Source organism: Streptomyces sp. NPDC030183 (assembly GCF_055573455.1).
The window spans coordinates 138,387-159,581 of sequence record NZ_JBVIBK010000014.1 but is presented as its reverse complement, the minus strand read 5'-3'; the positions used below and the strand labels follow the sequence as shown (position 1 = coordinate 159,581).

Here is a 21,195-nt window from a genome sequence, read left to right as displayed (position 1 = left end):
GTCCCGGCGCTCTCGCCGGCCCTCCTGCCGTGGGCGGCGTTCCCGCGTGCGCTCAGTTCGTGCACAGCTGGTAGCCCACCCCCCGGACCGTGCGTATCAGCGACTGGCCCGGTTCGCCCAGTTTGCGGCGCAAATAGTAGATGTACGTGTCGACGACACCGGAGCCCTCGTCGCGGTGGTTCCAGACGCGTTCCTGGATCTGCCCGCGGGACAGGACGCGGCCGGGGTTCTCCATGAGGTAGCGCAGGAGGGCGAACTCGGTGGTGGTGAGGTCGACGGGACGGCCGGCGGCCCACACCTGGTGGGCGTCCGCGTCGAGTTGGACCTCCCCGGCGCGCAGCCGGTTGCGGTCGGCGGCGGGCGGGGCGCCGCCCGCGCGGCGGAGCAGCGCGCGGACCCGTGCCGCGACCTCCTTCAGTTCGAAGGGTTTCGTGACGAAGTCGTCGCCGCCCATGTCGAGACCGCGCACCCGGTCGTCGACGCCGCCGAGCCCGGTGAGGAAGAGCACCGGTACCGCGTTGCCGCGCTCGCGCAGCGTCCGGCAGACCTCGAAGCCGCCGAGGTCGGGCAGGTTGACGTCGAGGAGGATCAGATCCGGGTCGTGGCGGGTGACGGCCTGGAGCGCCTGGCGCCCGGTGGCCGCGGGGATCACCTGGTAGCCGAGGAACTCCAGGGCCATGGTGAGCATGGAGCGGATCCCCTCCTCGTCGTCGACGACGAGGAGACGGCCCGAGTCCGAAGAGACAACAGAGGGCACAGGGGCGGTCATGTCCTGTTCCTTTGCGACCGTGACCTCAGATTGAGATCTCAAGTTTCGGCAGGGTCCGCGTATCCTCACACGTACCGGCAGGTAAGGGAGACCGCTTTCGGAATGATTCGGAATGACTCGTTCCTCACAGCGGGAACGGGAACCCTGCCTCCCCCTCATCCGTCCCCAACGCCCCTGAGCGCGCCCGGAGTTGATCCGGACGCGCTCGTGTGGTGATCGGGGGACGACGGGGCGTCAGCTGGTGAAGATGAAGTACTTCCAGCTGCCGTACGTGGTCGTGTTGACGTTGTCGCCGGAGGTGGTGTCGATGTACGCGGACCGGATCCGGAAACGCACCCCCGTGCTCGGGGTGCCGGTCAGCTCGACCGCGCCCACGCCGCCGGACTCCAGGGCGAAGTACTCCTTGCCCGTGGTGTGCCAGGCACCTTCGTAGTACCCCTGGATCTCCACCCGGTACTTGCGGCCCGGGTAGTACGTCATCCGCGTCGTGAACAGCGGGTCCACGGACTTGCGGAAGTAGTAGTAGGTGTGGCTCCAGGCGTAGTTGGTCTTGTAGTGGCGGCTCGGGGTCGTCGACACGCTGACCTTGGTGTAGACGCGGCCCGTCGCCGTGACCGGCTTGTAGCGGGCGTCGCCCGCGAACTTAGCCGTGAGCTTGGTGTCACGGGTCAGGTCGAGGGTGACCGACAGGTTGCCCGAGGAGTTCACGGTCCCCGACTTGACCAGCTTGTTCGGCTTGTCGGAGCCGTAGGGGTCGGCCCAGATCTCGACCGCGCGGTTCTTGTACGTGGTGCCGAGGTGCGCGGTGAACGTGACGTCCGCGCCGTACGCGTACGTGGTGCCGTTCTTGTCGAGCGTCAGGGTGGGGGTGGCGCGGGAGACCTCGACGGTGTCGGAGGCGTTCGCGGAGGCGTGCTCGGCGTCGCCCGCGTAGGAGACGGTGTACGTGACCGAGCCGCCGGCCGGCGGGGTGTCCTTGAAGGAGTACGTGCCGTCCGCGGCGACCGTGACCGGGGCGAGCACCTTGCCCGCCGGGGACTCCAGGTCGGTGCGGGTGACGGTGAGGGACGTGCCGGGGGCGAACGCGGTGTCCGAGGTCAGCTTGCCGGTGACCGTCAGCTCCTTGGCGCGGGTCGCCGTCGCGGGCGCGGCGACCGTCAGCGTCGTGGGCGCCGGGACGGTGTCGTCGAGGTCGCGCAGCGCGTAGCCGCCGGTGCTGGTGGCGACCACCGCGAACAGGTGCGACTCGTCGGGCGCGAAGGCGAGGCCGCGGGGCACGAGGGTGCCCGCGCCGGTGCCGTCGGCCGTGTCCGTGAAGTCGTAGACGTGCTCGGAGGTGGTGGTGCCCGGCTCGTAGACCCAGACGTCCGGCTCGTACATGCCGTCGATGCCCGCGGCGACCGTGCCGTCGGGGGCGATGCTGACGGCGTTCGGGTAGGCGTCGGTGGGGTACTTGCCGTCCGGCGTCAGGTCGGACGTCTTGTACACCTGCTGGTAGTACGGGGCGCCGCTGGCCACCACGAGGTGGGAGCCGTCCGGGGTGAGGGCGAGGTCGCGCAGGTTGCTCGCCACGTAGTCGTTGGTGTTCGGGCCGGTCGTCGTCTTCGCCGGCGTGCCGGACGACACGTCGTAGACGGCCACGGTGGCCGGGCTCACACCCTCGACGCCGGCCGCCAGGGTGTTCGGGGCGCCGGGCGTGGAGGCCAGGATGGGGGCCGTGTACCAGCCGCCGGCCTGCTTGAGGGTGACCACGGGGTCGGAGCCGGACACGTCCAGCGAGCCGATGTCGCCCTGGGCGGCGGCGCCGTAGCCGAACCACAGCTTGCCGCCGGCCCACGCCGGGTACTGGGGGTCGGTGCCCTCGCCCGTCGGGTACCGCTTCGCCTCGGTGACCGTCGCCGTGTCGATGGCCACGATGGAGTCGTCGCCCGGCACCGCCGCGTACAGCGTGCCCGAGTCGGGGGACAGTTCCAGGCCCTTGGCGCCGGGCAGCGACGCCACGGTGCCGACGACCTGGCCCGCGTAGTCGGTGGCGACGACCTTGCCGCCGGCCGGGTCGGAGACGAAGACCCGCTGGTGGGCCCCGTCGACGACGATGTCGCCCGTCGACTGCACCGGCAGCGGGGTGCTGGTGTCGGCCGCGGCGGGGGTGGCCCCGGTGACCGCGAGCGCGGCCGAACTGAACAGAACGGCCAGTGCGGTGGCCGTTGGAAGGGTGCGTCTGCGCACGTGTTTCGAACCCCCCGGAACGAAAGCGAGAAAGCGGCCCGAGTACCTGGGCGGTACACGGACACATTGAGCGAAGACTAGATCAAGCCACTGACACGGGACCCACAGGGGCGTCCCGAACCCCGCTACGTCCGCTGGTGCCGAGGTGGAGAGGCTGCCGAGCGGCGTTTTCCGGACAGGGAACTCGGGGCCGCGTCAGCTGGTGAAGATGAAGTACTTCCAGGCGCCGTACGTCGTCGTGTTGACGTTGTCGCCGTTCCTGTCGTGGTACTCGGAGCGGAAACGGAAGCGGACGTTCGTGCTCGGGGTGCCCGTGAGCGTGACCGCGGAGACACCGGACGTGGAGAGCGGGAAGTACTGCGCACCCGCGTCCCGCCAGGAGCCCTGGTAGTAGGCCTGGAGCTGGAGGAACTGCTGGCGGCCCGGGTAGTACGTCATCGTCGTCCTCAGGACCGGGTCCTTGGACTGGCGGATGTAGTGGTAGGTGTGGTTCCACACCGACCGGGTCGTGTAGTACCCGCTGACCGAGGTCGAGATCCTGACCTTGGTGTGGATGGTGCTCGTCGCCGTGACCGGCTTGTAGCGGGCGTCGCCGGCGAACTTGGCGGTGAGCTTGGTGTCACGGGTCAGGTCGAGGGTGACCGACAGGTTGCCCGAGGAGTTCGCGGTCCCCGACTTGACCAGCTGGTTGGGCTTGTCGGAGCCGTAGGGGTCGGCCCAGATCTCCAGCTTGCGGTTCTTGTACGTGGTGCCGAGGTGCGCGGTGAACGTGACGTCCGCGCCGTACGCGTACACGTTGCCGTTCTTGTTGAGCGTGAGTGAGGGCGTGGCGCGGGAGACCGCGACGGTGTCGGAGGCGGAACTCGTCGTGTGGTCGGCGTCGCCCAGGTAGGAGACCGTGTACTTCACGGTGCCCCCGGAGGGCGGGATGTCCTTGAAGGAGTACGTGCCGTCGGCAGTGACCGGCACGTCCGCGAGGGCCTTGCCCGACGGGGACTCCAGGTCGGTGCGGGTCACCGCGACGGTGGTCCCGGCGGGGAACGCGAGGTCCGAGCTCACTTTGCCGGTGACCGTCAGTTCCTTGGCACGGGTGGCCGTGGCCGGTGCGTCGACCGAGACGGTTGTCGCCGCCCTGGTGGGGTCGGTCAGCGCGCGCAAGGTGAAGGAGCCGTCCTCGTCCTTGGTGATCACGAACAGGCGGGACTCGTCGGGTGTCCAGGCCAGGCCGCCGGGCACGACCCGGCCGTTGCCGGCGCCGTTGCTATCGCTGAATGTGTGCGTGCGGACAGGTGTGGTCGCGTGGGGTTCGTAGAGGTAGACGACCGGGTCGCTCCAGTGGTCGACGCCTGCCGCGATCGTGCCGTCGGGTGCGATCTCGACGGCCGTCGGCCAGTAGGTGCTCGGGTAGATGCCGTCGGGGGCCAGATCTGACGTCCTGAACGCCTGGTGGTGGAACGGGGACTCGCCGGCCGTGACGATCTGGGAGCCGTCGGCGCCGAGCGCGAGGTCCCGCAGATTGCCGCCGACGGAGTCGACGGCGTTCGGGCCGCTCGCCGTGCGGGTGGCCGTGCCCGAGGACACGTCGTAGACCGCCAGGGAGAACGGGCTGACGTCCTTGACGCCCGCCACCAGTGTGTGGGGTGCCCCCGGGTGGGTCGCCAGGACCGGCGCCGCGGACCAGGGGTGGTTCGGGTCCTGGTTCAGTGTGATCACAGGGGAGGCGGCGGACGGATCGAGCGAGCCGATGTCGCCCTGGTCGGCGGTGCCGTAGCCGAACCACAGCTTGCCGCCGGCCCACGCCGGGTACTGCGGGTCGGTGCCCCCGCCCGTCGCATAGCGCTTGACCTCGGTCAGGGTCGCCGTGTTGACGGCGACGATCGCGTCGGCGCCGGGCACCGCCGCGTACAGCGTGCCTGAGTCGGGGGACAGCTCCAGACCTCTGACACCGGGCAGCGAGGGCACGGTCTTCACAGTCCTGCCCGCGTAGTCGGTGGCGACGATCTGGCCGCCGAGCGGGTTGCTGACGAAGACTCGCTGATGGACGGCGTCCACCACGATGTCACCGACCGACGTGACCGGCAGTTCGGCGTAGGCCGCCGCGGGAGAGGCCGCCCCCATGGTGAGCGTGGCCGAACTGACGAGGACGGCCAGCGCGGTGGCAGCCGGAAGAGTGCGCATACGCACGTGTTCGAACCCCCCGGAACGCGGAACGAGAGAGCGTCGCGTGTTCCAGGGCGGTACACGGGCGCATTGCGCGAAGACTAGATCAAGCCATCGGTCGGGTTTCCGGAGGGGGCCCTCAGGAGTCCCCACGGAGTCCTCCTTTGCTCTCCAGCTCGCCATGAACTGCGGTTTTGCGCCCTTGCAGTCGTCGGTTCATGTCGACCCCGCACGGTTGTCTCTGGGTGTATTTCGAGACACACCCCGGGCTCTTCGCCAGCTGTCGACGGCCCATGTCCCGTGATGCGCAAGCCGGTTCGAGGGCACAGGCAACCTACGGATTCCGTTTCGCCTCCTCCGTGGCGTGAGGCGCTTCCGGTACGGGTGGGGCGCCCGCGTTCGAAGCGTGGGGAGGGACCCTTGAACCATGCCCGGCGAACCGGTGTCGCCGCCGTGGTCGTGCTCGCGGCACTGGCGGGAGCACCCGGGGCGGCGCAGGCCCGGCCGCCGTCGGTGACCGAGGCGTCGGCGACGGCCTCGGACGGAGGGCTGCCGCCGGGGTGGCGTGTCACCGGTGAAGGGGCGGAGCGGGAGCTGGTCTGGCGGTCCGAGCGGACCGTGCCCATGGGTGACGCCCGGGTCGAGTTCCACGCCGGAGACCGGCTGCTCGGTGTACCGAGGGCGGCGGCCGACGGGCGTACGTTCCGGCTCGCCCTCGACCAGGACACCCCGCTGGAGGACCTCCGGGTGCTCGCGGCCGGGCGGCGGCTGGACGCCGGGACCGGCAGGGCCGACGGCTCCGGTGACGGCGGCGGCTCCGGTGGCGGCGGGAGCGCCGCGCCGGACGAGGGGCGACTTCCGGCCCAGCCCTCGGCGAACGCCGTCGACCCCGGCAAGCCGGGCCCGTACGGCACGGTCTCCGGCGAGTACGACCTCCCCCCGGTGAAGCTGCCCGGCTTCGCCCAGCCGGTCGAGATGCGGGCCGTCGTCGTCGCGCCGAAGGGCGCCACCGGCAAGCGGCCGCTCGCGCTGTTCCTGCACGGCCGGCACGGCACCTGCTACAAGCCGGGCGGCGACGACGTGAGCGGCGACTGGCCCTGCCCGGCCGGCCAGAAGGCGATCCCCAGCTACAAGGGCTATCTGCGCGACCAGAAGCTGCTCGCCTCCCAGGGCTACATGACGGTGTCGATCTCGGCGAACGGCATCAACGGCCAGGACGGTGAGGCCGAGGACGGCGGCGCGCAGGCCCGCTCCTCGCTGGTGCGCCAGCACCTCGCCAAGTGGGCCGACTGGACCGCCCACCGGCGCGACGCCCCGGCCGTGGTGCGCGACGCGCCCGAGACCGACCTCGCCCGTGTCCTGCTCGTCGGCCACTCGCGCGGCGGCGAGGGCGTCAACCGGGCCGCGATGGACAGCCTCTATCCGGCACCCGCCGCGCAGGACGGCTACCGCGGTCCCGTCCGCTGGAAGATCCGCGGCACCGTGCTCATCGGGCCCACGATCTTCGGCCACAACCCCGTCGCCGACGTCCCGTCCGTGACGATCCTGCCCGGCTGCGACGGCGACGTCGCCGACCTCCAGGGCGAGGTGTACGTGGACGGCACGCGCGGCGTCAGCAAGGGCAAGGCCCTGCACAGCGCCGTGTACGTCGTGGGCGCCAACCACAACTTCTTCAACAGCGAGTGGACGCCCGGCCAGGCCCAGGCGCCCGCCGACGACGACTTCTGGGAGGACCCGGACGGCCACCACCGGGACAAGGTGTGCTCCCCGCGCAGCCGCACCCGGCTCACCGCCGGCCAGCAGCAGAAGGCCGGCGCCACCTACACGGCCGCCGCGGCCCGGCTGTTCGTGGCGGGCGACGACCGGGTCCGCCCGCTGCTCGACGGCTCGAACCGGCGCGCCCCGTCGGCCGACCCGGCCAGGGTGCTCACCCACGCCGTCGGCGCCCGCCGCACCGGCGGGTTCCTGCCCGACAACGGGGTGAAGGTGACCGGCGGCCGGCTGTGCGCCGCGGTCGACCCGTCCCCCTCCAGGGTCTGCCTGAGCAGGAAGGTCAAGGGGGCGTCCCCGCACTTCGCCTGGTGGCAGTCGGAGAAGGAGACCGGGCGCGGCGCCGTCGCGATGAAGTGGTCCGCGGCGGGCAGGGCGACGAAGGTCACCCCGGCCCAGCCGGTGTCCCTGTCCGGTGCCACGCATCTGGCGCTGCGGGTGATCGTGCCGCCGAACACCTCCGGCACCGCACTGGACGTGTCCCTCACCGACTCCACCGGACGCCGCGCGAAGCTCGGCCGGGTGAAGGCCGACGGGCTGCCCGGCACCGAGCGCACCGCCTCCTACTGGGCGCGGGAGCTACGGGTGCCGCTGACCGCGGCCGGCCGCGGCGGATTCGACCTCAAGCACGTCAAGTCCCTCACTCTGACCCCGCGGTCGCGCTCCGGGCAGGCCTGGATGATGGACGCCTGGGGCTGGGCGCCGGGCACCCCGGCGGTCACCGCCGCCGCCCTGCCGCGCGTCGACATCGGCCGGCTCAGGGTCAAGGAGGGCGACTCCGGCACCCGCACCTACCACGTCCCCGTCGCGGTCTCCGGGCACGGCAGCGGCAAGGTCCGCTTCTCGGTCCTGGACCGGGACACCGGACGCACCGTGGACAGAACGGTCACCGTGCGGCCCGGGGTGAGCCCCATCGACGTGCCGGTCGTGGTCAAGGGCGACACCCGCTTCGGTGGCGAGGAGTACCACTCCCTCCTCGCCAAGGCCGTGCGCGGCGCGGTCGTCGGCACGTACGCGGGCGGTGTCGTCGTGGAGGACGACGACCCGGCGCCCGTGATGGCGCTGAAGCCGGTGGCCGGCCGGGTGACCGAGGGCGAGAAGCTGACCTGGCGGGTGACGTTCTCGGCGCCGGCCGAGGTGGACCTCCACCAGGAGGCCCGGGTGCTGCCGGTCACCGAGGGCGTCGAGCTGTCCACGAAGGACGTGGACCCGCGCTGGCTGGGGAGCTTCGATGAGCTGCCCGGCCCGGAGCGCCCGTTGTCGCAGGCGGGCGGCCTGTGGATCACGTTCTACGTCCGGGCGGGGCGCACCTCCGCCGACGTCGCCGTCCCGACGGTGAAGGACCGGGTGACCGAGCCGGCCGAGTCGCTGCGTCTGGCGCTGACCGGCTGGGACGGCGAACCGCTGCCGGGCCTGGAGTCGACGGGGACGGTCGTGGACGCCTCGTAGGACACGCGTCCGGAACGCGGAGGGGGCATGGACCAGGTGATGGTCCATGCCCCCTCCGCCGTGCTCGGCCCGCGGACCGGGCGTGGCGCGTCAGCTGGTGAAGATGAAGTACTTCCAGGCGCCGTACGTCGTGGTGTTGACGTTGTCGCCGGAGGTCGTGTCGTGGTACTCCGAGCGGAACCGGAAGCGGACGTTCGTGGTCGGGGTGCCCGTGAGCGTGACCTCGGAGACGCCGGACGTGCCGAGCGCGAAGTACTCCGAGCCCGCGTCCCGCCAGGCGCCCTGGTAGTACGCCTGGAGCTGGAGGCGCTGCTTGCGGCCCGGGTAGTACGTCATCGTCGTCTTCAGGACGGGGTCCTTGGACTGGCGGATGTAGTGGTAGGTGTGGTTCCACGCCCACTGCGTCTTGTAGTAGCCGCCGATCGAGGACGAGATCCTGACCTTGGTGTAGACGGTGTTGGTGACCGTCCTCGGCTTGTAGCGCGCGTCGCCCGCGAACTTCACGGACACCTTGGTGTCCCGCTTCAGGTCGAGGGTGACCGAGAGGTTGCCCGAGGAGTTCACCGTGCCGGACTTGACCAGTGTGTTCGGCTTGTCGGAGCCGTACGGGTCGGCCCAGATCTCCAGCTTGCGGTTCTTGTACGTCGTCCCGAGGTGCGCGGTGAACGTGACGTCCGCGCCGTACGCGTAGGTGTTGCGGTTCTTGTTGAGCGTCAGCGTGGGCGTGGCGCGGGAGACCTCGACGGTGTCGGAGGCGGAGCCCGGCGCGTGGTCGGCGTCGCCCGCGTAGCGCACCGTGTACTTCACCTTGCCGCCGACGGTCGGGGTGTCGGTGAAGGAGTACGTGCCGTCGGCGGCGACCGTCACGTCCGCGAGGGCCTTGCCCGAGGTGTTCTCCAGGTCGGTGCGGGTCACCGTCAGCTTCACCCCGGCCGGGAGCGCCGCCTTCGAGGTGACCTTTCCGGTGACGGTGAGCTGCTTGGCGCGGGTGGCCGTGGCGGGCGCGTTCACGCTGATGGCGGTGGTGGCCTTGGTGGGCGCCTCCAGCACACGCAGCGAGTACACGCCCTCGTCGTTGTACGTCACCGCGAACAGGCGGGACGCGTCCGGCACCCAGGCCAGGCCCGAGTCGGGCAGTTCGTCGCCGCCGCTGCTGCCGCCGGTGTTCGGGAAGTCGTACTCCCGGACCGAGGTGGTGGAGCCGGGCTTGTAGACGTAGATGTCCGGCTCGTAGATGCCGTCGATACCCGCCGCGACCGTGCCGTCCGCCGCGACGGCGACCGAGTTCGGGTAGGTGTCGCTGGCGTAGGTGCCGTCCGCCGTCAGGTCGGAGGTCTTGAACACCTGGTGGTGGTACGGGGCCCCGCTCGCCACGATGACGCGCTGCCCGTCCGGGGTGACCGCGAGGTCGCCCATGTTCGAACCACCGGTGTCCACGGCCGCCGTGCGGCTCGCGGTGCCCGACGCGACGTCGTACACGGCGAGCTTGCTGCCGCCGGTCTCGCCCGCGAGCAGGGAGCCGGCGCCGGGCGCCGCGTCCAGGATCGGCGCGTAGTACCAGAGGTGCGTGGTGTCCTGGTCGAGCGCGACCACGGGCTGCTCACCGGACAGGTCCAGCGAACCGAGGTCGCCGCTGCCGGCCGCGCCGTAACCGAACCAGACCTTGCCGCCGGCCAGCGCGACGCTCACCGGGGCGTCGCCCACGGTGTAGCGGGCGGACTCGGTGTTCGTCGCCGTGTCGACGGCCACGACGGCGTCCGCGTCCCGTACCGCCGCGTACAGCGTGCCGGAGTCCGCGGACAGCTCCAGGCCCTGGACGCCGGGCAGGTTCGTCAGCTGCTTGACGACGATGCCGTGGAAGTCGGTGACGACGATCTTGCCGCTGTGCGGGTCGCTGATGAAGACCCGCTGGTGGACGCCGTCCACCGCGATGTCCGCGCTCGACGCGACCGGAAGGACCATGGTGCTGTCGGCCGCCGCCGGGGCGGCCGTCCCGACCGCGAGCGCGGCCGAGCTGAAGAGGACTGCCAGCGCGGTGGCAGCCGGAAGAGTGCGGATACGCACGTTTTCGAACCCCCCGGAACGAAAAGCGAGAGAGCGCCGCGTATGTCTGTTCGACTCGCGGGCGAGTGAGCGAAGACTAAGTCACGCCTCTGACAGAAGCGGCACGGGGGGTCATTCCCGTTTTCGACCACGTACCTGTGCTCGCGTGGTTACGCTCGGTGCATGTCGAACGTACGCCGACTGGACCCCAGTGCCTCGCCGTTGGACTACTTCGGCTCGGAGCTGCGCCGCCGCAGAGAGGAGGCGGGCCTGACGCAGGGGGACCTGGGCTCAACGATCTTTTGCACGGGTTCCTTGGTGGGGCAGATCGAGACGGGCAACAAGGTCCCGACGAGGGAGTTCGCGGAGCGCCTGGACGCGGCGCTCATGACGGACGGGTTCTTCTCGCGGTTGGTGGGGCTGGTGCTGCGCAGCCAGTTGCCGACGTGGTTCCAGCCGTTCGCGGAGATGGAGGCGAGGGCGACGTACGTCTCCACGTACCAGTGTCAGCTGGTGGACGGGCTTTTCCAGACCGAGGCGTACGCACGCGCGGTGCTGGGCGTGGAACAACGGGACAAGCTCGACGAGATGCTCGCGGCGCGGATGGAGCGCCAGCGCATTTTGCGGCGGGCGCAACCACCGATCTTGTGGACGGTGCTGGACGAGGCGGTCCTGTACCGGGAGATCGGCGGCCGAGCGGTCATGCGGGAACAGCTGGCCCACCTGCTCGGCTTCTTCGGGCGTCCCTGGACGGAGCTACAGGTGCTCCCGTTCTCGGTCGGCCAGCACGCCGGCATGATGGGGTCCTTCACTCTTCTGCGGTTCGACGACGACCCTGACCTCCACTACAGCGAGAGTTACGACCAAGGCCATATGACGGCCAATCCGCAAGTAATCAGGGAGCGTTCGGTCGGTTACGCTCGCTTGCAGGCCGAAGCACTCTCCCCCAGGGAGTCGGCGGCGTTGATCGCCCGTGTGATGGAGGACCGCTATGAGGAGCAGCCCGGATCTGACGCGCACTCAGTGGCGTAAGTCGTCGTACAGCGGGAGCAGCGGCGGCCAGTGCGTCGAGTGCGCCCCCCTCGGCACCGCCCAGTGGCGTAAGTCCTCCCACAGCGGCAATACCGGCGGCGAATGCGTCGAAGTAGCCCCCCTCACCCCTCACATAGCCATCCGCGACTCCAAGAACCCCGGCGGCGGCACCCTCACCCTCTCGGCCGCGGCCTTCTCCGTCTTCCTGGGCCACGTGTCGTCCGGCGGTCAGCAGCCGTAGCCGCAGCCGTAGCCGAGGTCGGACGGGGAGCGGGCCGCCCGCGTCGTCGGGGGCGGCCCGCTGCTCGTCAGCTGTCCTCGCCCGCGCGGCGCCGACGCGCGAAGTAGATCGCGGCCGCACCGATCGCCACGACCGTGGCGCCCGCACCCGCGATGAGCGGCGTGCTGCTGGACCCGCCGGTCTCGGCGAGACCACCGTTCGTCTTCGGGTCGTTCGCCTCCTCGCCCTTGTCCGAGTCCCCGTCCGTGCCGGTGCCGGGTGTGGCCGACTCGGTGGGGCTCGGGGACGCGCCGGGACCGGGCGCGTCGCTCTTGGTGATCACCGACGCGAACGCCCCCGCGATCACCTTGTGGCCCTCGGCGTTGGGGTGCGGGTCCTTCTTCGTGCACGCCCAGGTCAGCTGGCAGATCTTGGCCACGTTCGCCGGCACCTCGCCCACGCCCGGCACGTTCACCTGGGTGGTGAAGTCGTCCGAGGAGAACGCCGCGGCCACGTCCGCCACCTTGAAGCCGGTGGACTTGTACACCTGGGTGATCCCGGTGTTGGCGGCCTTGATCAGGGGCGCCGACTCCTTGGCGGCCTGCTGCCCCGCGGGGCCCTGTGCCCAGGCCGCCAGGAACGGGTTGTGGTACGTCGAGCCCACGAACTGGGTGTTCTTGCCGCCGGCCTGGCGGAGCGCGCCCGTGATCTGGGCGAGGTTCTTCGCCATGCTCTGGCTGCGGCTGTTCAGGCACGCGCCGTCGAGGGTGCCGACCGGGCTGACGCAGTTGAGGAGGATGTCGTTCGCGCCGACGCTGAGGGTCACGTAGGCGACCTTGCCGCGGTGCTGGGCCATGGCCTTCACGGCGGCGTCCAGCTGGGACTTGGCGTTCGGGTAGTCGCACTTGCCGCCGCTGATCAGGGACTCGGTGGTCTCAGCGGTGCAGCCGAGGCGTATGTGCTTCAGCCCGGGGGTGCGCTGCTTGAGCTGCGCGTACAGCTGGTCGGTGTAGGCGGCGTCGGTGTCCTTGTCGACGTCCGGCTGGTATCCGGAGGCCAGGGAGTCGCCGAGCGAGATGTAGTACGTGGCGTCCTGGCTGTCGGCCGCCTCGTCGGCGGTGGCGAGACCGGGCGTGCCCAGCGCGATCGTCAGGGCGGCGACGGCGACAGGGGGGCCGAAGCGCCGAAGGGATCTCTTCACTTGGGTGTGCTTTCTGGTGATGGGGGGGTGAATACCCGAGGAGCGGGGTGAAGCTCGCTGGAAGCAGCGAAACTGGGCCGCTACGGTTTCCGGGTACCCGAATGTGGACTTCTTGTGAAGGCCAGGGGGAGAATGTCTCCTGGTCCGCAGCCTGTTTGACTCGGACGTCGGAGACGCGGCGTCAATCTAGCAGTGTTGTCACCGAATTCGGTATGGGGAAAGGACAAGTAGAAGGTCACGACGACACGTGTAATCACCAGAAAGTCCCGACGGGGCGGGAATTGGTGACCGGACCCGTCGGTAGCCATTCACTGAGTGATCGACCGGGCGGCGAAAGTCCTCGCGAACGTCCGTCACCTGCGCGGGAGCAGTGCTTGGTCTGTTGTTCGACAAGTCGACTAAACGCCGGCTCCTCATGTTCGACTGGTCGAATGAAGCGGATTGCGGAATAGCGCCGTTGAGGTCAATGCGGTCCACCCATTCCGCGGAGTCGGAACGCGTGGCGCATCGTTCCCGCCATCGAGTGCTGTGCTTCAACTCATCCCGTACTCAGGTGAATTCACGGTCCGACAGATAACCGGTCCCGCAGTTTCAGCCGACCGTGGTGATTGGGGGAGGCCGGTGGCGGCGAACGACCGCGCACGCCTCCGGCGTTCCCCGGCGCCGTGCTCGATGCCGGTGGGGGCTCCGGTGCCGCGACGTAACCGAGCGCAGAGTCAGCCGGCCGAGGGATCCGACGTCGGCGGTAGGTAGGTTCTCCTCTGGTCAAGTGAAGGGGGAGAACGCGTGCGTGAGGCCGTGGTGACGGAGGCCGGGGACCGGATTCGGTGGGTGGAGTGGGCGGGGGCCGAGCCCTGCCGGGTGTATGTGCACGGGCTGGGGGCCGCGTCGGGGCCGTACTTCACGGCCGTGGCCGCGCACCCCTCGCTCTCCGGGCGGCGGTCGCTGCTCGTCGACATGCTGGGGCACGGGATCAGCGACCGCCCGGCGGACTTCGACTACTCCCTGGAGGCGCACGCCGACGCGCTCGCCCGGGCGCTGACGGCGGCGGGGGTCGCCGGTGCCGAGCTGGTCGCGCACAGTATGGGCGGCTCCGTGGGGATCGTGCTGGCGTCCCGGCACCCGGACCTCGTGTCGAGGCTGGTGCTGGTCGACTCCAACCTCGATCCGCTCACGCCCGCCCACGGCGTCGTCGGCAGCAACGGCATCGCCGCCTACTCCGAGGAGGAGTTCCTGTCCGGCGGCCGGGAGGAGTTCGCCGAGCGGGCCGGCGCGCGGTGGTGGGCGACGATGCGGCTGGCCGGACCGGAGGCGCTGTACCGCAGTGCGGTCGGGCTCGCCCGGGGCACGCGCCCCACCATGCGTGAGCTGCTCCTGGGCCTGACGATCCCGCGTACGTATCTGTACCCCGAGGCGGACGGCCCCCTCCCCGGCGCCGACGCCCTCACCGCGTCCGGGGTGGGCGTCGTACCCGTCCCGGACTGCGGCCACAACGTCATGCTCGACAACCCGGAGGCGTTCGTACGGGCGACGGCGGCGGCGCTGACCGGCTGACGCGCCCGCTGCCGGTCAGGCCGTGGACCTCGGCCGCGACGCGCCGCCGCCCCGCGCGCGCAGCTCCTCGTTGATGCGCTGGGCCTCCTCCAGCTGGTCCTCGAGGATGACGATGCGGCAGGCGGCCTCGATGGGGGTGCCCTGGTCGACGAGTTCACGGGCCCGGGCGGCGATGCGCAGCTGGTAGCGGGAGTAGCGGCGGTGACCGCCTTCGGAGCGCAGCGGGGTGATCAGGCGGTGTTCGCCGAGGGCGCGGAGGAAGGCGGGGGTGGTGCCGAGCATCTCGGCGGCCCGGCCCATCGTGTAGGCGGGGTAGTCGTCGTCGTCGAGATTGTCGGTGAGGCGGGAACTGGCAGGGGGCATAGACCTCTTCTTTCGGAGAACACGTCGGGGGGCTCGGGCGCCGTACGGCACCCGAGCCCCGAGCTTCTACCACCATCTACCGGCGCGCTGCGCCGGTCTTCTGTATCCGCAGGGTCCGCCTGGGAGGGCGGGACTGCGGGGATCGCGGATGCGTGACCGGGGACCACCTTCCAATCCGGGGCCTGCGGTGACCCGGGCGGACTTCTTCCTCGCCCGGGCGATCCTGATGGCGTCTGCTCCTTACCTTCGATTGCACGGTCGTACTTCTGGATGACGCGGTACTGCTTGACCTGCTCGCACGGCAGTTCATGTCTGCCGTGCCCTCTTCGACTCAAGGGGTACGGGAAAAACGGTAGGACGTTGCCGGGAAAATGTCTACTGCGGCGGCTGCAGATTTTCGGAACAAGGTCAGGGGAGTCTTTCTGTCGGTCAGCTGTTCGAAGGCTTCTCCCTGGGTGCTGCCGGTCTACGCCGAGAGCGCCGTCACCTCCGACGGCACCGCCGAGCGCGACCGCGAGAAGAAGATCCAGGGCTACGCCCGCGCCGGGATCCCGCTCTACCCGCTGATCGACAGGGAGGCCGGGGAGGCGGGAGGCGGTCATCCGCTCCGAGCCCTCGGCGGACGAGTACGCCAAGAGCTCCCGGTGCAAGCTCGGGCTCACCGTGTCTCTGCCCGCGCCCCTCGGGTTCGCGCTGGACACGGCGGAGTTCTGAGCGGCCGGAGGGCGCCCCCGGTGCCGTACCCCGTCCGGCTCAGCGCGGGACGGCGCCGGCCAGGGTCATCAGGGCCGCCACCGCCAGCAGCGCGGCGGCCAGGGGACGGGCGAGGCGGGTGAGGAGTTCTCGGAGCACGGCGACCTCGCAGCGGCTGCGGCGGCAGCGGGGGCGACTGCCGGCGATGGGCTGAGTGGCTGGGTGGCTGGGTGGCTCAGCGGCGGAGGGTGCGGGGCTGACCGCGTGGCCGAACGCGCACAGCGCGTCGCTCAACGTAGGACTTGGGCCTGTGAACGGCAAGAGGCACGTGAGCAGTTGGGGTAAAGCGGCCGGCATAAGCCGGCTTACTGGCATGCTTACGTCATGGCAGGTATGGCCGAGCGTGACGACCCCGAGGTCATAGGGCGCAGAGTGCAGCGACTGCGGACGGAACGCGGCCTCACACAACGGCAGTTGGCGGAGCCCGCGTACACCCCCGCGTACATCTCCACCCTGGAGTCCGGACGCGTCCGCGCCTCGGAACCCGCCCTGCGGCATATCGCCGAGCGGCTCGGCGTCGGCTACGAGGAACTGGCCACCGGACGGCCCGCCGGCTTCGCCACCGAACTGCGGCTGCGGCTCACCGGCGCGCAGCGCACCCTCGGCACCGGCGCCACGGAGGCCGCCGCCGAGTGCTTCGCTTCCGTGCTCGCGGAGGCCGACGAGCACGGACTGGTCGCGGAACAGGCCGACTCCCTGCTGGGCCTCGGCGAGTGCGCGCTGGAGACCGGCGACCTGGACACCGCCCGGCTCCGCTTCGAACAGGCCGAGCGGCGGCTCGGTGACGCGCCCCTCCCCGCCCGCGTCCCCGCCCTGCGCGGCCGCGCCGTCGCCCACTACCTCGCCGGCGAACTCCGCTACTCCTGCTACCTGTTCGAGTCCACCCTCGACGAGCTGAACCGCAACGGCCTGCACGATCCCGACGCCCTGCTCCTCCTCTACACCGGCGTCATCGCGCCCTACATGGACATGGGCGCCCACGCCCGCGCCGCCCAGGCCGCCGAGCTGGCCCTCGCCCTCGCCCCGCGGTCCGGCGACCCGGCCCTCGTCGCCCGGATGCACCGGTCCGTCGCCCGCACGATGATCGCCGAGGGGCGGATCGCCGAGGCCGACGCGTCCCTCGCCAAGGCCGCCGAGCTGTACCGGCAGCTCCAGATCCGCACCGAGCTGGCCAACTGCCACTGGATGCGCGGCTACCTCCACGCCCAGAACGGCGACTACGAACGCGCCGAGGCCGAGCTGCGCGAAGCCCGCCGCATGCTCTGCGCCAAGCGCGCCGCCCTCTACACCAGCCAGGTCGCCGTCGAACTCGCCGACGTCCTGCACCGCCGCGGCAAGTCCGAGGAAGCCGCCGAGCTCCTCCGGGAGGTCCTGGCCGACCTCCACTCCGAACGCGGCGCCCTGCACTCCGCCGCCGCCCACCGCCTCCTCGGCATCATCGCCGAGGACGCCCGGGACACCGAGGCAGCCGAGGAGCACTACGTCCGCGCTCTGAGCCTGCTGGAGCGGGCGGGAGCGGCGGGCGACCTCGCCGACCTGTGCCGGCTGCTGGGCGACCTCTTCCGCCGGACGGGGCGGGTCGAGGCCGCGCTCGACGCGTACCGCACGGGCCTCGGTCACCGGACGGCCCCGGGCACCACCACCCTCGGGCCCGCCCCGGCCCAGCCCCCGCTCTGACGACAGGGCCTCGGCGCGGCCGTACCGCTGCCGTCGTCCGTCTCCCGTCAGTGTCCGAAGTCCATCTCCGCGATCACCTTGTCCTCGCCGTCGTAGATCGTGACCTTGCGCACCGGGTCCTCGAACTCCGTCGGGTCGGCGGTCTCCTTCGGGGCCTCCACCTGGCCGTACCAGACGCCCCAGCGGGTGTTGCCGCGCAGCCGCAGGACCGTGCCGTTGATCGCGGTGCCGTCGTAGGCCCGGATCTCCACGCGGGCGGCGGCCGTGCGGACGCCGTAGAAGAGGCCGGAGACGCGGTAGCCGCCGGAGGCCGAGCCGGAGCCCTGGAGGGAGATACCGGGCTCGGAGGTGTCGAGGTTGCCGTCGACGACGCTGCGGAACTCCTCCATCGGGGTCACGCCCGGCTCGGGCTCCGGTGTGATCCAGTGCTTGCCCTCCGCCGTGAGCCAGAACTCCGACCCGTCCTCGGCGGTGACCCGCTCGCCGGGTGCCAGGACGCGTACCTTCCCGGCGGGCGGCTTCGACGGGGGCGGCGAGGACCGGGTCGCGGCGGGGGCCGAGACCGGCGGTGCCATCGGCTCGACGGAGTCCGCGGGGCCGTCGGGGCGGAAGGCCAGGACGAGGAACGGGAGCAGCAGCAGGCCGCAGCCGGTGCTCAGCGCGGCCGCCCGGCGGCGCAGCAACCGCCGGCGGCCGTCGCGCCGGATGGCCTCCAGCGGTACCGGCGGCGGGGCGATGCCGCCCGCGGCCTCGGCGAACACCGCCCGCAACCGCCGCCCCGTCGCCTCGGCGTCACTCTCACTACCGGCCCCGGCCCCGGCACTGGCTTCGGCTCCTGCTTCGGCACCGGCACCGGTGCCGGTCGGGTCGTCTGTCCCGGTGGTCGGGTGGTTCATGGGCGGGCTCCGGGGACGGGCGAGCGGGGCGACGGGGGGAACGGGGCGGCGGCGGCCCGGCCGCCCTCGACCGGGGCGGCGGTGCCCCCAGCGGGGGCGGGGTCGCCCCGGCCGCCGTCGGTGGTCGCGGTGGCCGGGGGGTCGTCGGAGGTGAACGCCGGGTGGGTGCGCAGCGCGGCCAGGCCGCGGCGGACGTGGGTCTTGACCGTGCCGAGGGAGCAACCGAGCAGCTGGGCTGTCTCCGTCTCGCTGAGGTCCTCCCAGAACCGCAGCACCAGCACGGACCGCTGCCGCGCCGACAGCGCCGCCAACGCCTGGTCGAGCGCTGCCCGTTGGGCGACCGAGTCGGCGTGCCCGGCCTGCCGTTCGTGCACCCGCTCGGGCAGGAACGGGGTCAGCAGATGGGCCACACGTCTCTTGCGGACACGGCTGATGTTGTTGTTGACCAGCGAGCGCCGTACGTAGAAGTCGATGTCGTCGCGGGGTATGCGCCGCCAGCGGGCGTACACCTTGGCCAGGGTGGTCTGCACGAGATCCTCGGCCTCGTGGAAGTCGCCGGTCAGCATGTGCGCTGTGCGCACCAGACGGGGCCAGGCGGCGGTGGCGTACGCGGCGAAGTCGCCGTCCTCGGGCGATCCGGGTTTCTCGTGCGGCACGGACGACGGTCCTCGGGTCGGGAGCGTGGGGGAGCGTGCCGTGCGGGCGGGGAATGGTCGGTTCCCGCGCCCGCACGGTCACGTGGGTGTCGGTGCGCCCTGCGGGGCGCCTGGTCAGACCCCCGGGATCCGGAGCTGGGAGTAGACCCGGCCCTTGGTGTCGTAGACGGTGACGCCGCGCAGGAAGTCCTCGCCGCTGTCGTCGTCGGGCAGCGGGGTGGTGGCGTACCAGACGCCCCAGCCCGGCTTCCCGGCCAGCTCGATCAGCTTGCCGTGGACGATGCCCTCGCTCGTCCGCACCTGCACGCGGGAGGCGGTTCCCTTGCCGCCGTAGTAGATCCCGGAGAGGTGGTAGACACCCTCGTGGCCGCCCGCCTGGAGCGAGACGCCGGGCCGGCTCAGGTCGATGTTGCCGTCGACGACGCTGCGGAACTGCTCCATGTCGGGCAGGTCCGGCTCCACCCAGTGCTTGCCCTCGGCGGTGAGCCACAGCTCGAAGCCGGGCGCGGCGACGACGTGCTCACCGGGCTTGACGATCCTCGGCGTCGGCGCCTTCCTCGCGGCGGCGGCCGCCTCGGCCGCGACCGCCGTGCCGTGCGCCGTCTCCCCCCGCGAGACGGCGTACGACAGCGTCGGCGCCCCCGCCAGCAGCGTGGTCAGCGCTGCGACGGCGACGTACTTGTGCATCCGTGCCATGTGCATGAACGGACAACCCCCATAGATGTGCCATGTGGCTCTGTTGGTCTGACACCCCGTAAACCCCTGTGCCGCACGGGTCGGATGACACGCGGGGCGAAAAAGGTTCCGCACGGGGTTCCCGGCCCGGCGGTCAGTGGCGCACCGCGATGTGCCGGGCCGTGGAGAGTTTGCTCGGCCCCTCGTCCCGCACCCCCTCTCCGCTGTTCGAACAGCCCGCCAGCACCAGGGCGCCCAGCGCGCCGGCGGTCAGCACACGGACGAGACGTCGGCGTGTCCGCCCGGCTCCCGAGGTCATTGGTCCCCCCTGCGATGAGTCCTGCGTGTGTTTCGATGTCGGGCGTACGTGGCGTACGTCCGGGACCTGTACGCACGACGGGGGCGACCGGGTTGCACAGCGGCCCGGTGACATAGTCGATGACGGCGGGGACATGACCGAGGAAGAGTTCGACGCGTTCTACGCCACCGCGTTCCCCCGGCTTACCGGCCAGCTCTTCGCCTTCACGGGGGATCACGGCGAGGCGCAGGACGTCGTGCAGGAGGCGTTCGTCCGGGCCTGGGACCGGCGGCGGGAGTTCCTCGCGGACGGGGCGCCCGAGGCGTGGATACGGACGGTGGCGATGCGGCTCGCGGTGAGCCGGTGGCGGCGGGCGCGCCGCTGGCTGGAGCTGATGCGCCGCGACCCGCCCCCGGAGCACGCGCCCGGCCCGGAACCGGAGCGGGCGGTGCTGGTGGACGCGTTGCGAAGACTGCCGGAGGCGCAGCGCATGGCGGTCGTCCTGCACCATCTGTGCGATTTGAGTGTCGAGCAGGTAGCCTCCGAGACCGGTGCGCCCGTGGGCACCGTCAAGGCCAGGCTGTCCCGCGGCCGGGCGGCCCTGGCACGCGAACTGGCCCCCGGCGGGGGCGAGAAGGAGCACGGCCGTGTCCGATGAACTCACCCGCCGCCTGCGGGAGTTGGCCGAAGCCGCCGAGACGGCGCCGCGGATGCCCGGCGCCGGGATCCGTGCCGTCGCCGGACGCCGCCGGCACCGCCGCCGGACGACCGCGTTCCTCGCCGGGGGCTGCGCGGCCGCCACCCTGGCCGCCGTCCTCACGGGGCACGTCACCGGCGAGGGCACCGGCCACGGCGCCGGCCTGGGCGCCGAACAGCGCTCGTCGCCGCTCGAGAGCTCCGTACCCGCCCCCTCCCCCAGCCAGGGCGTCCCCTATGCCACGGTCGACCTGTCCCGCCGGGTGCTGGCCACGGAGGGCCGCGAACTCCCCGTATCCGTGGGCGCCGCGAGGACACCGACGCCGACGGGCCTGATGACCGTCACCGGGAAGAAGACCGTCCGGCTGGTCTCCGGCGGGACGGCGGGCCTCGACGACTTCTACGAGGTGCGCCTGCGCTGGGTCCTCGAACTGTCCCCGCTGGACAGGACGGGCACCCCGCCCGGCGAGAAGCCCGGCCCCCGGACCTATGTCGCCGCCGCCCTCACCGACCAGAAGGCGTCCGGCGGCTACGACGCCACCACCGGCTGGATCGCCCTCGGGCGCACCGACGCGGCCTGGCTCTACGAGCAGCTGCCCGAGGGCGCGGTGATCGAGATCGTCGCGTCGGCGGCGACACCCACCGCGGCCCGGACCACGGCCCCGTCCACGGCCTCGACCACGGCACCGTGAGCCCACCGTGACGCCACCCCCGCGACCGGGACACGCAAGAAAGGGGGGTGTGCCCGGCGCTC

At 71.5% G+C, this 21,195-nt stretch carries 17 protein-coding genes; 7 read left to right on the top strand and 10 right to left on the bottom strand.

The window, feature by feature from the left end; genetic code table 11:
* Positions 1-52 precede the first annotated feature (52 nt).
* The 3 genes from ACZ4Z2_RS18805 to ACZ4Z2_RS18795 all read right to left on the bottom strand — a co-directional run bounded on the left by ACZ4Z2_RS18805 (position 53) and on the right by ACZ4Z2_RS18795 (position 5,176).
* On the bottom strand, positions 53-769 hold the full coding sequence (locus ACZ4Z2_RS18805; RefSeq protein WP_468077334.1) for a response regulator transcription factor: 717 nt from the start codon (positions 767-769) through the stop codon (positions 53-55).
* Positions 770-1,003: 234 nt separating this feature from the next.
* A complete protein-coding gene (locus tag ACZ4Z2_RS18800; RefSeq protein WP_468077333.1) occupies positions 1,004-2,998 on the bottom strand; it encodes a YncE family protein in 1,995 nt (664 codons plus the stop codon).
* A 195-nt stretch (positions 2,999-3,193) separates the two neighbouring features.
* Positions 3,194-5,176, bottom strand: a complete 1,983-nt coding sequence (locus tag ACZ4Z2_RS18795; protein WP_468077331.1) for an Ig-like domain repeat protein — start codon at positions 5,174-5,176, stop codon at positions 3,194-3,196.
* Positions 5,177-5,578: 402 nt separating this feature from the next.
* Here ACZ4Z2_RS18795 and ACZ4Z2_RS18790 point away from each other — a divergent pair, with 402 nt between their 5' ends.
* Entirely contained in the window at positions 5,579-8,377 is a 2,799-nt protein-coding gene (locus ACZ4Z2_RS18790; RefSeq protein WP_468077329.1) for a hypothetical protein, read from the top strand.
* Between the two features lie 90 nt (positions 8,378-8,467).
* Here ACZ4Z2_RS18790 and ACZ4Z2_RS18785 read toward each other — a convergent pair whose 3' ends face one another.
* Positions 8,468-10,441, bottom strand: coding sequence for a YncE family protein (locus ACZ4Z2_RS18785; RefSeq protein WP_468077327.1), 1,974 nt, complete (start codon positions 10,439-10,441; stop codon positions 8,468-8,470).
* Between the two features lie 162 nt (positions 10,442-10,603).
* Between ACZ4Z2_RS18785 and ACZ4Z2_RS18780 the strand changes: the two genes are divergently transcribed.
* Both ACZ4Z2_RS18780 and ACZ4Z2_RS18775 read left to right on the top strand, forming a co-directional pair.
* Positions 10,604-11,452, top strand: coding sequence for a helix-turn-helix domain-containing protein (locus ACZ4Z2_RS18780; protein ID WP_468077325.1), 849 nt, complete (start codon positions 10,604-10,606; stop codon positions 11,450-11,452).
* A complete protein-coding gene (locus ACZ4Z2_RS18775; RefSeq protein WP_468077323.1) occupies positions 11,412-11,693 on the top strand; it encodes a DUF397 domain-containing protein in 282 nt (93 codons plus the stop codon). Before ACZ4Z2_RS18780 ends, ACZ4Z2_RS18775 begins: the two co-directional genes overlap by 41 nt.
* Before the next feature lie 67 nt (positions 11,694-11,760).
* Here ACZ4Z2_RS18775 and ACZ4Z2_RS18770 read toward each other — a convergent pair whose 3' ends face one another.
* A complete protein-coding gene (locus tag ACZ4Z2_RS18770) occupies positions 11,761-12,825 on the bottom strand; it encodes an SGNH/GDSL hydrolase family protein (RefSeq protein ID WP_468077465.1) in 1,065 nt (354 codons plus the stop codon).
* Positions 12,826-13,659: 834 nt separating this feature from the next.
* Between ACZ4Z2_RS18770 and ACZ4Z2_RS18765 the strand changes: the two genes are divergently transcribed.
* Complete coding sequence (locus tag ACZ4Z2_RS18765) at positions 13,660-14,427, top strand: alpha/beta fold hydrolase (RefSeq protein ID WP_468077321.1); 768 nt, start codon at positions 13,660-13,662, stop codon at positions 14,425-14,427.
* 15 nt (positions 14,428-14,442) lie between these two features.
* On the opposite strand, the gene ACZ4Z2_RS18760 is transcribed toward ACZ4Z2_RS18765, so the two are convergent.
* Positions 14,443-14,790, bottom strand: a complete 348-nt coding sequence (locus ACZ4Z2_RS18760) for a MerR family transcriptional regulator (RefSeq protein WP_468077319.1) — start codon at positions 14,788-14,790, stop codon at positions 14,443-14,445.
* A 1,086-nt stretch (positions 14,791-15,876) separates the two neighbouring features.
* Between ACZ4Z2_RS18760 and ACZ4Z2_RS18755 the strand changes: the two genes are divergently transcribed.
* The gene (locus tag ACZ4Z2_RS18755) at positions 15,877-17,220 is read left to right on the top strand and encodes a tetratricopeptide repeat protein (protein WP_468077463.1); all 1,344 of its coding nucleotides are present in this window, start codon (positions 15,877-15,879) and stop codon (positions 17,218-17,220) included.
* A gap of 47 nt (positions 17,221-17,267) precedes the next feature.
* Here ACZ4Z2_RS18755 and ACZ4Z2_RS18750 read toward each other — a convergent pair whose 3' ends face one another.
* The 4 genes from ACZ4Z2_RS18750 to ACZ4Z2_RS18735 form a co-directional block, all read right to left on the bottom strand.
* Positions 17,268-18,116 carry a hypothetical protein gene (locus tag ACZ4Z2_RS18750; protein ID WP_468077317.1) on the bottom strand — a complete coding sequence of 283 codons (849 nt, stop codon included), beginning with the start codon at positions 18,114-18,116 and terminating at the stop codon, positions 17,268-17,270.
* Positions 18,113-18,772: a SigE family RNA polymerase sigma factor gene (locus tag ACZ4Z2_RS18745; protein ID WP_468077315.1), complete on the bottom strand. Its 660-nt coding sequence runs from the start codon at positions 18,770-18,772 to the stop codon at positions 18,113-18,115. The genes ACZ4Z2_RS18750 and ACZ4Z2_RS18745 overlap by 4 nt, the downstream gene beginning before the upstream one ends.
* Positions 18,773-18,886: 114 nt before the next feature.
* A complete protein-coding gene (locus ACZ4Z2_RS18740; protein WP_468077313.1) occupies positions 18,887-19,468 on the bottom strand; it encodes a hypothetical protein in 582 nt (193 codons plus the stop codon).
* Between the two features lie 133 nt (positions 19,469-19,601).
* Positions 19,602-19,766 carry a hypothetical protein gene (locus ACZ4Z2_RS18735; protein WP_468077311.1) on the bottom strand — a complete coding sequence of 55 codons (165 nt, stop codon included), beginning with the start codon at positions 19,764-19,766 and terminating at the stop codon, positions 19,602-19,604.
* A gap of 133 nt (positions 19,767-19,899) precedes the next feature.
* Here ACZ4Z2_RS18735 and ACZ4Z2_RS18730 point away from each other — a divergent pair, with 133 nt between their 5' ends.
* A complete protein-coding gene (locus ACZ4Z2_RS18730; RefSeq protein ID WP_468077309.1) occupies positions 19,900-20,403 on the top strand; it encodes a SigE family RNA polymerase sigma factor in 504 nt (167 codons plus the stop codon).
* A complete protein-coding gene (locus ACZ4Z2_RS18725; protein WP_468077307.1) occupies positions 20,393-21,133 on the top strand; it encodes a L,D-transpeptidase in 741 nt (246 codons plus the stop codon). Before ACZ4Z2_RS18730 ends, ACZ4Z2_RS18725 begins: the two co-directional genes overlap by 11 nt.
* The last annotated feature ends 62 nt before the right edge of the window (positions 21,134-21,195 follow it).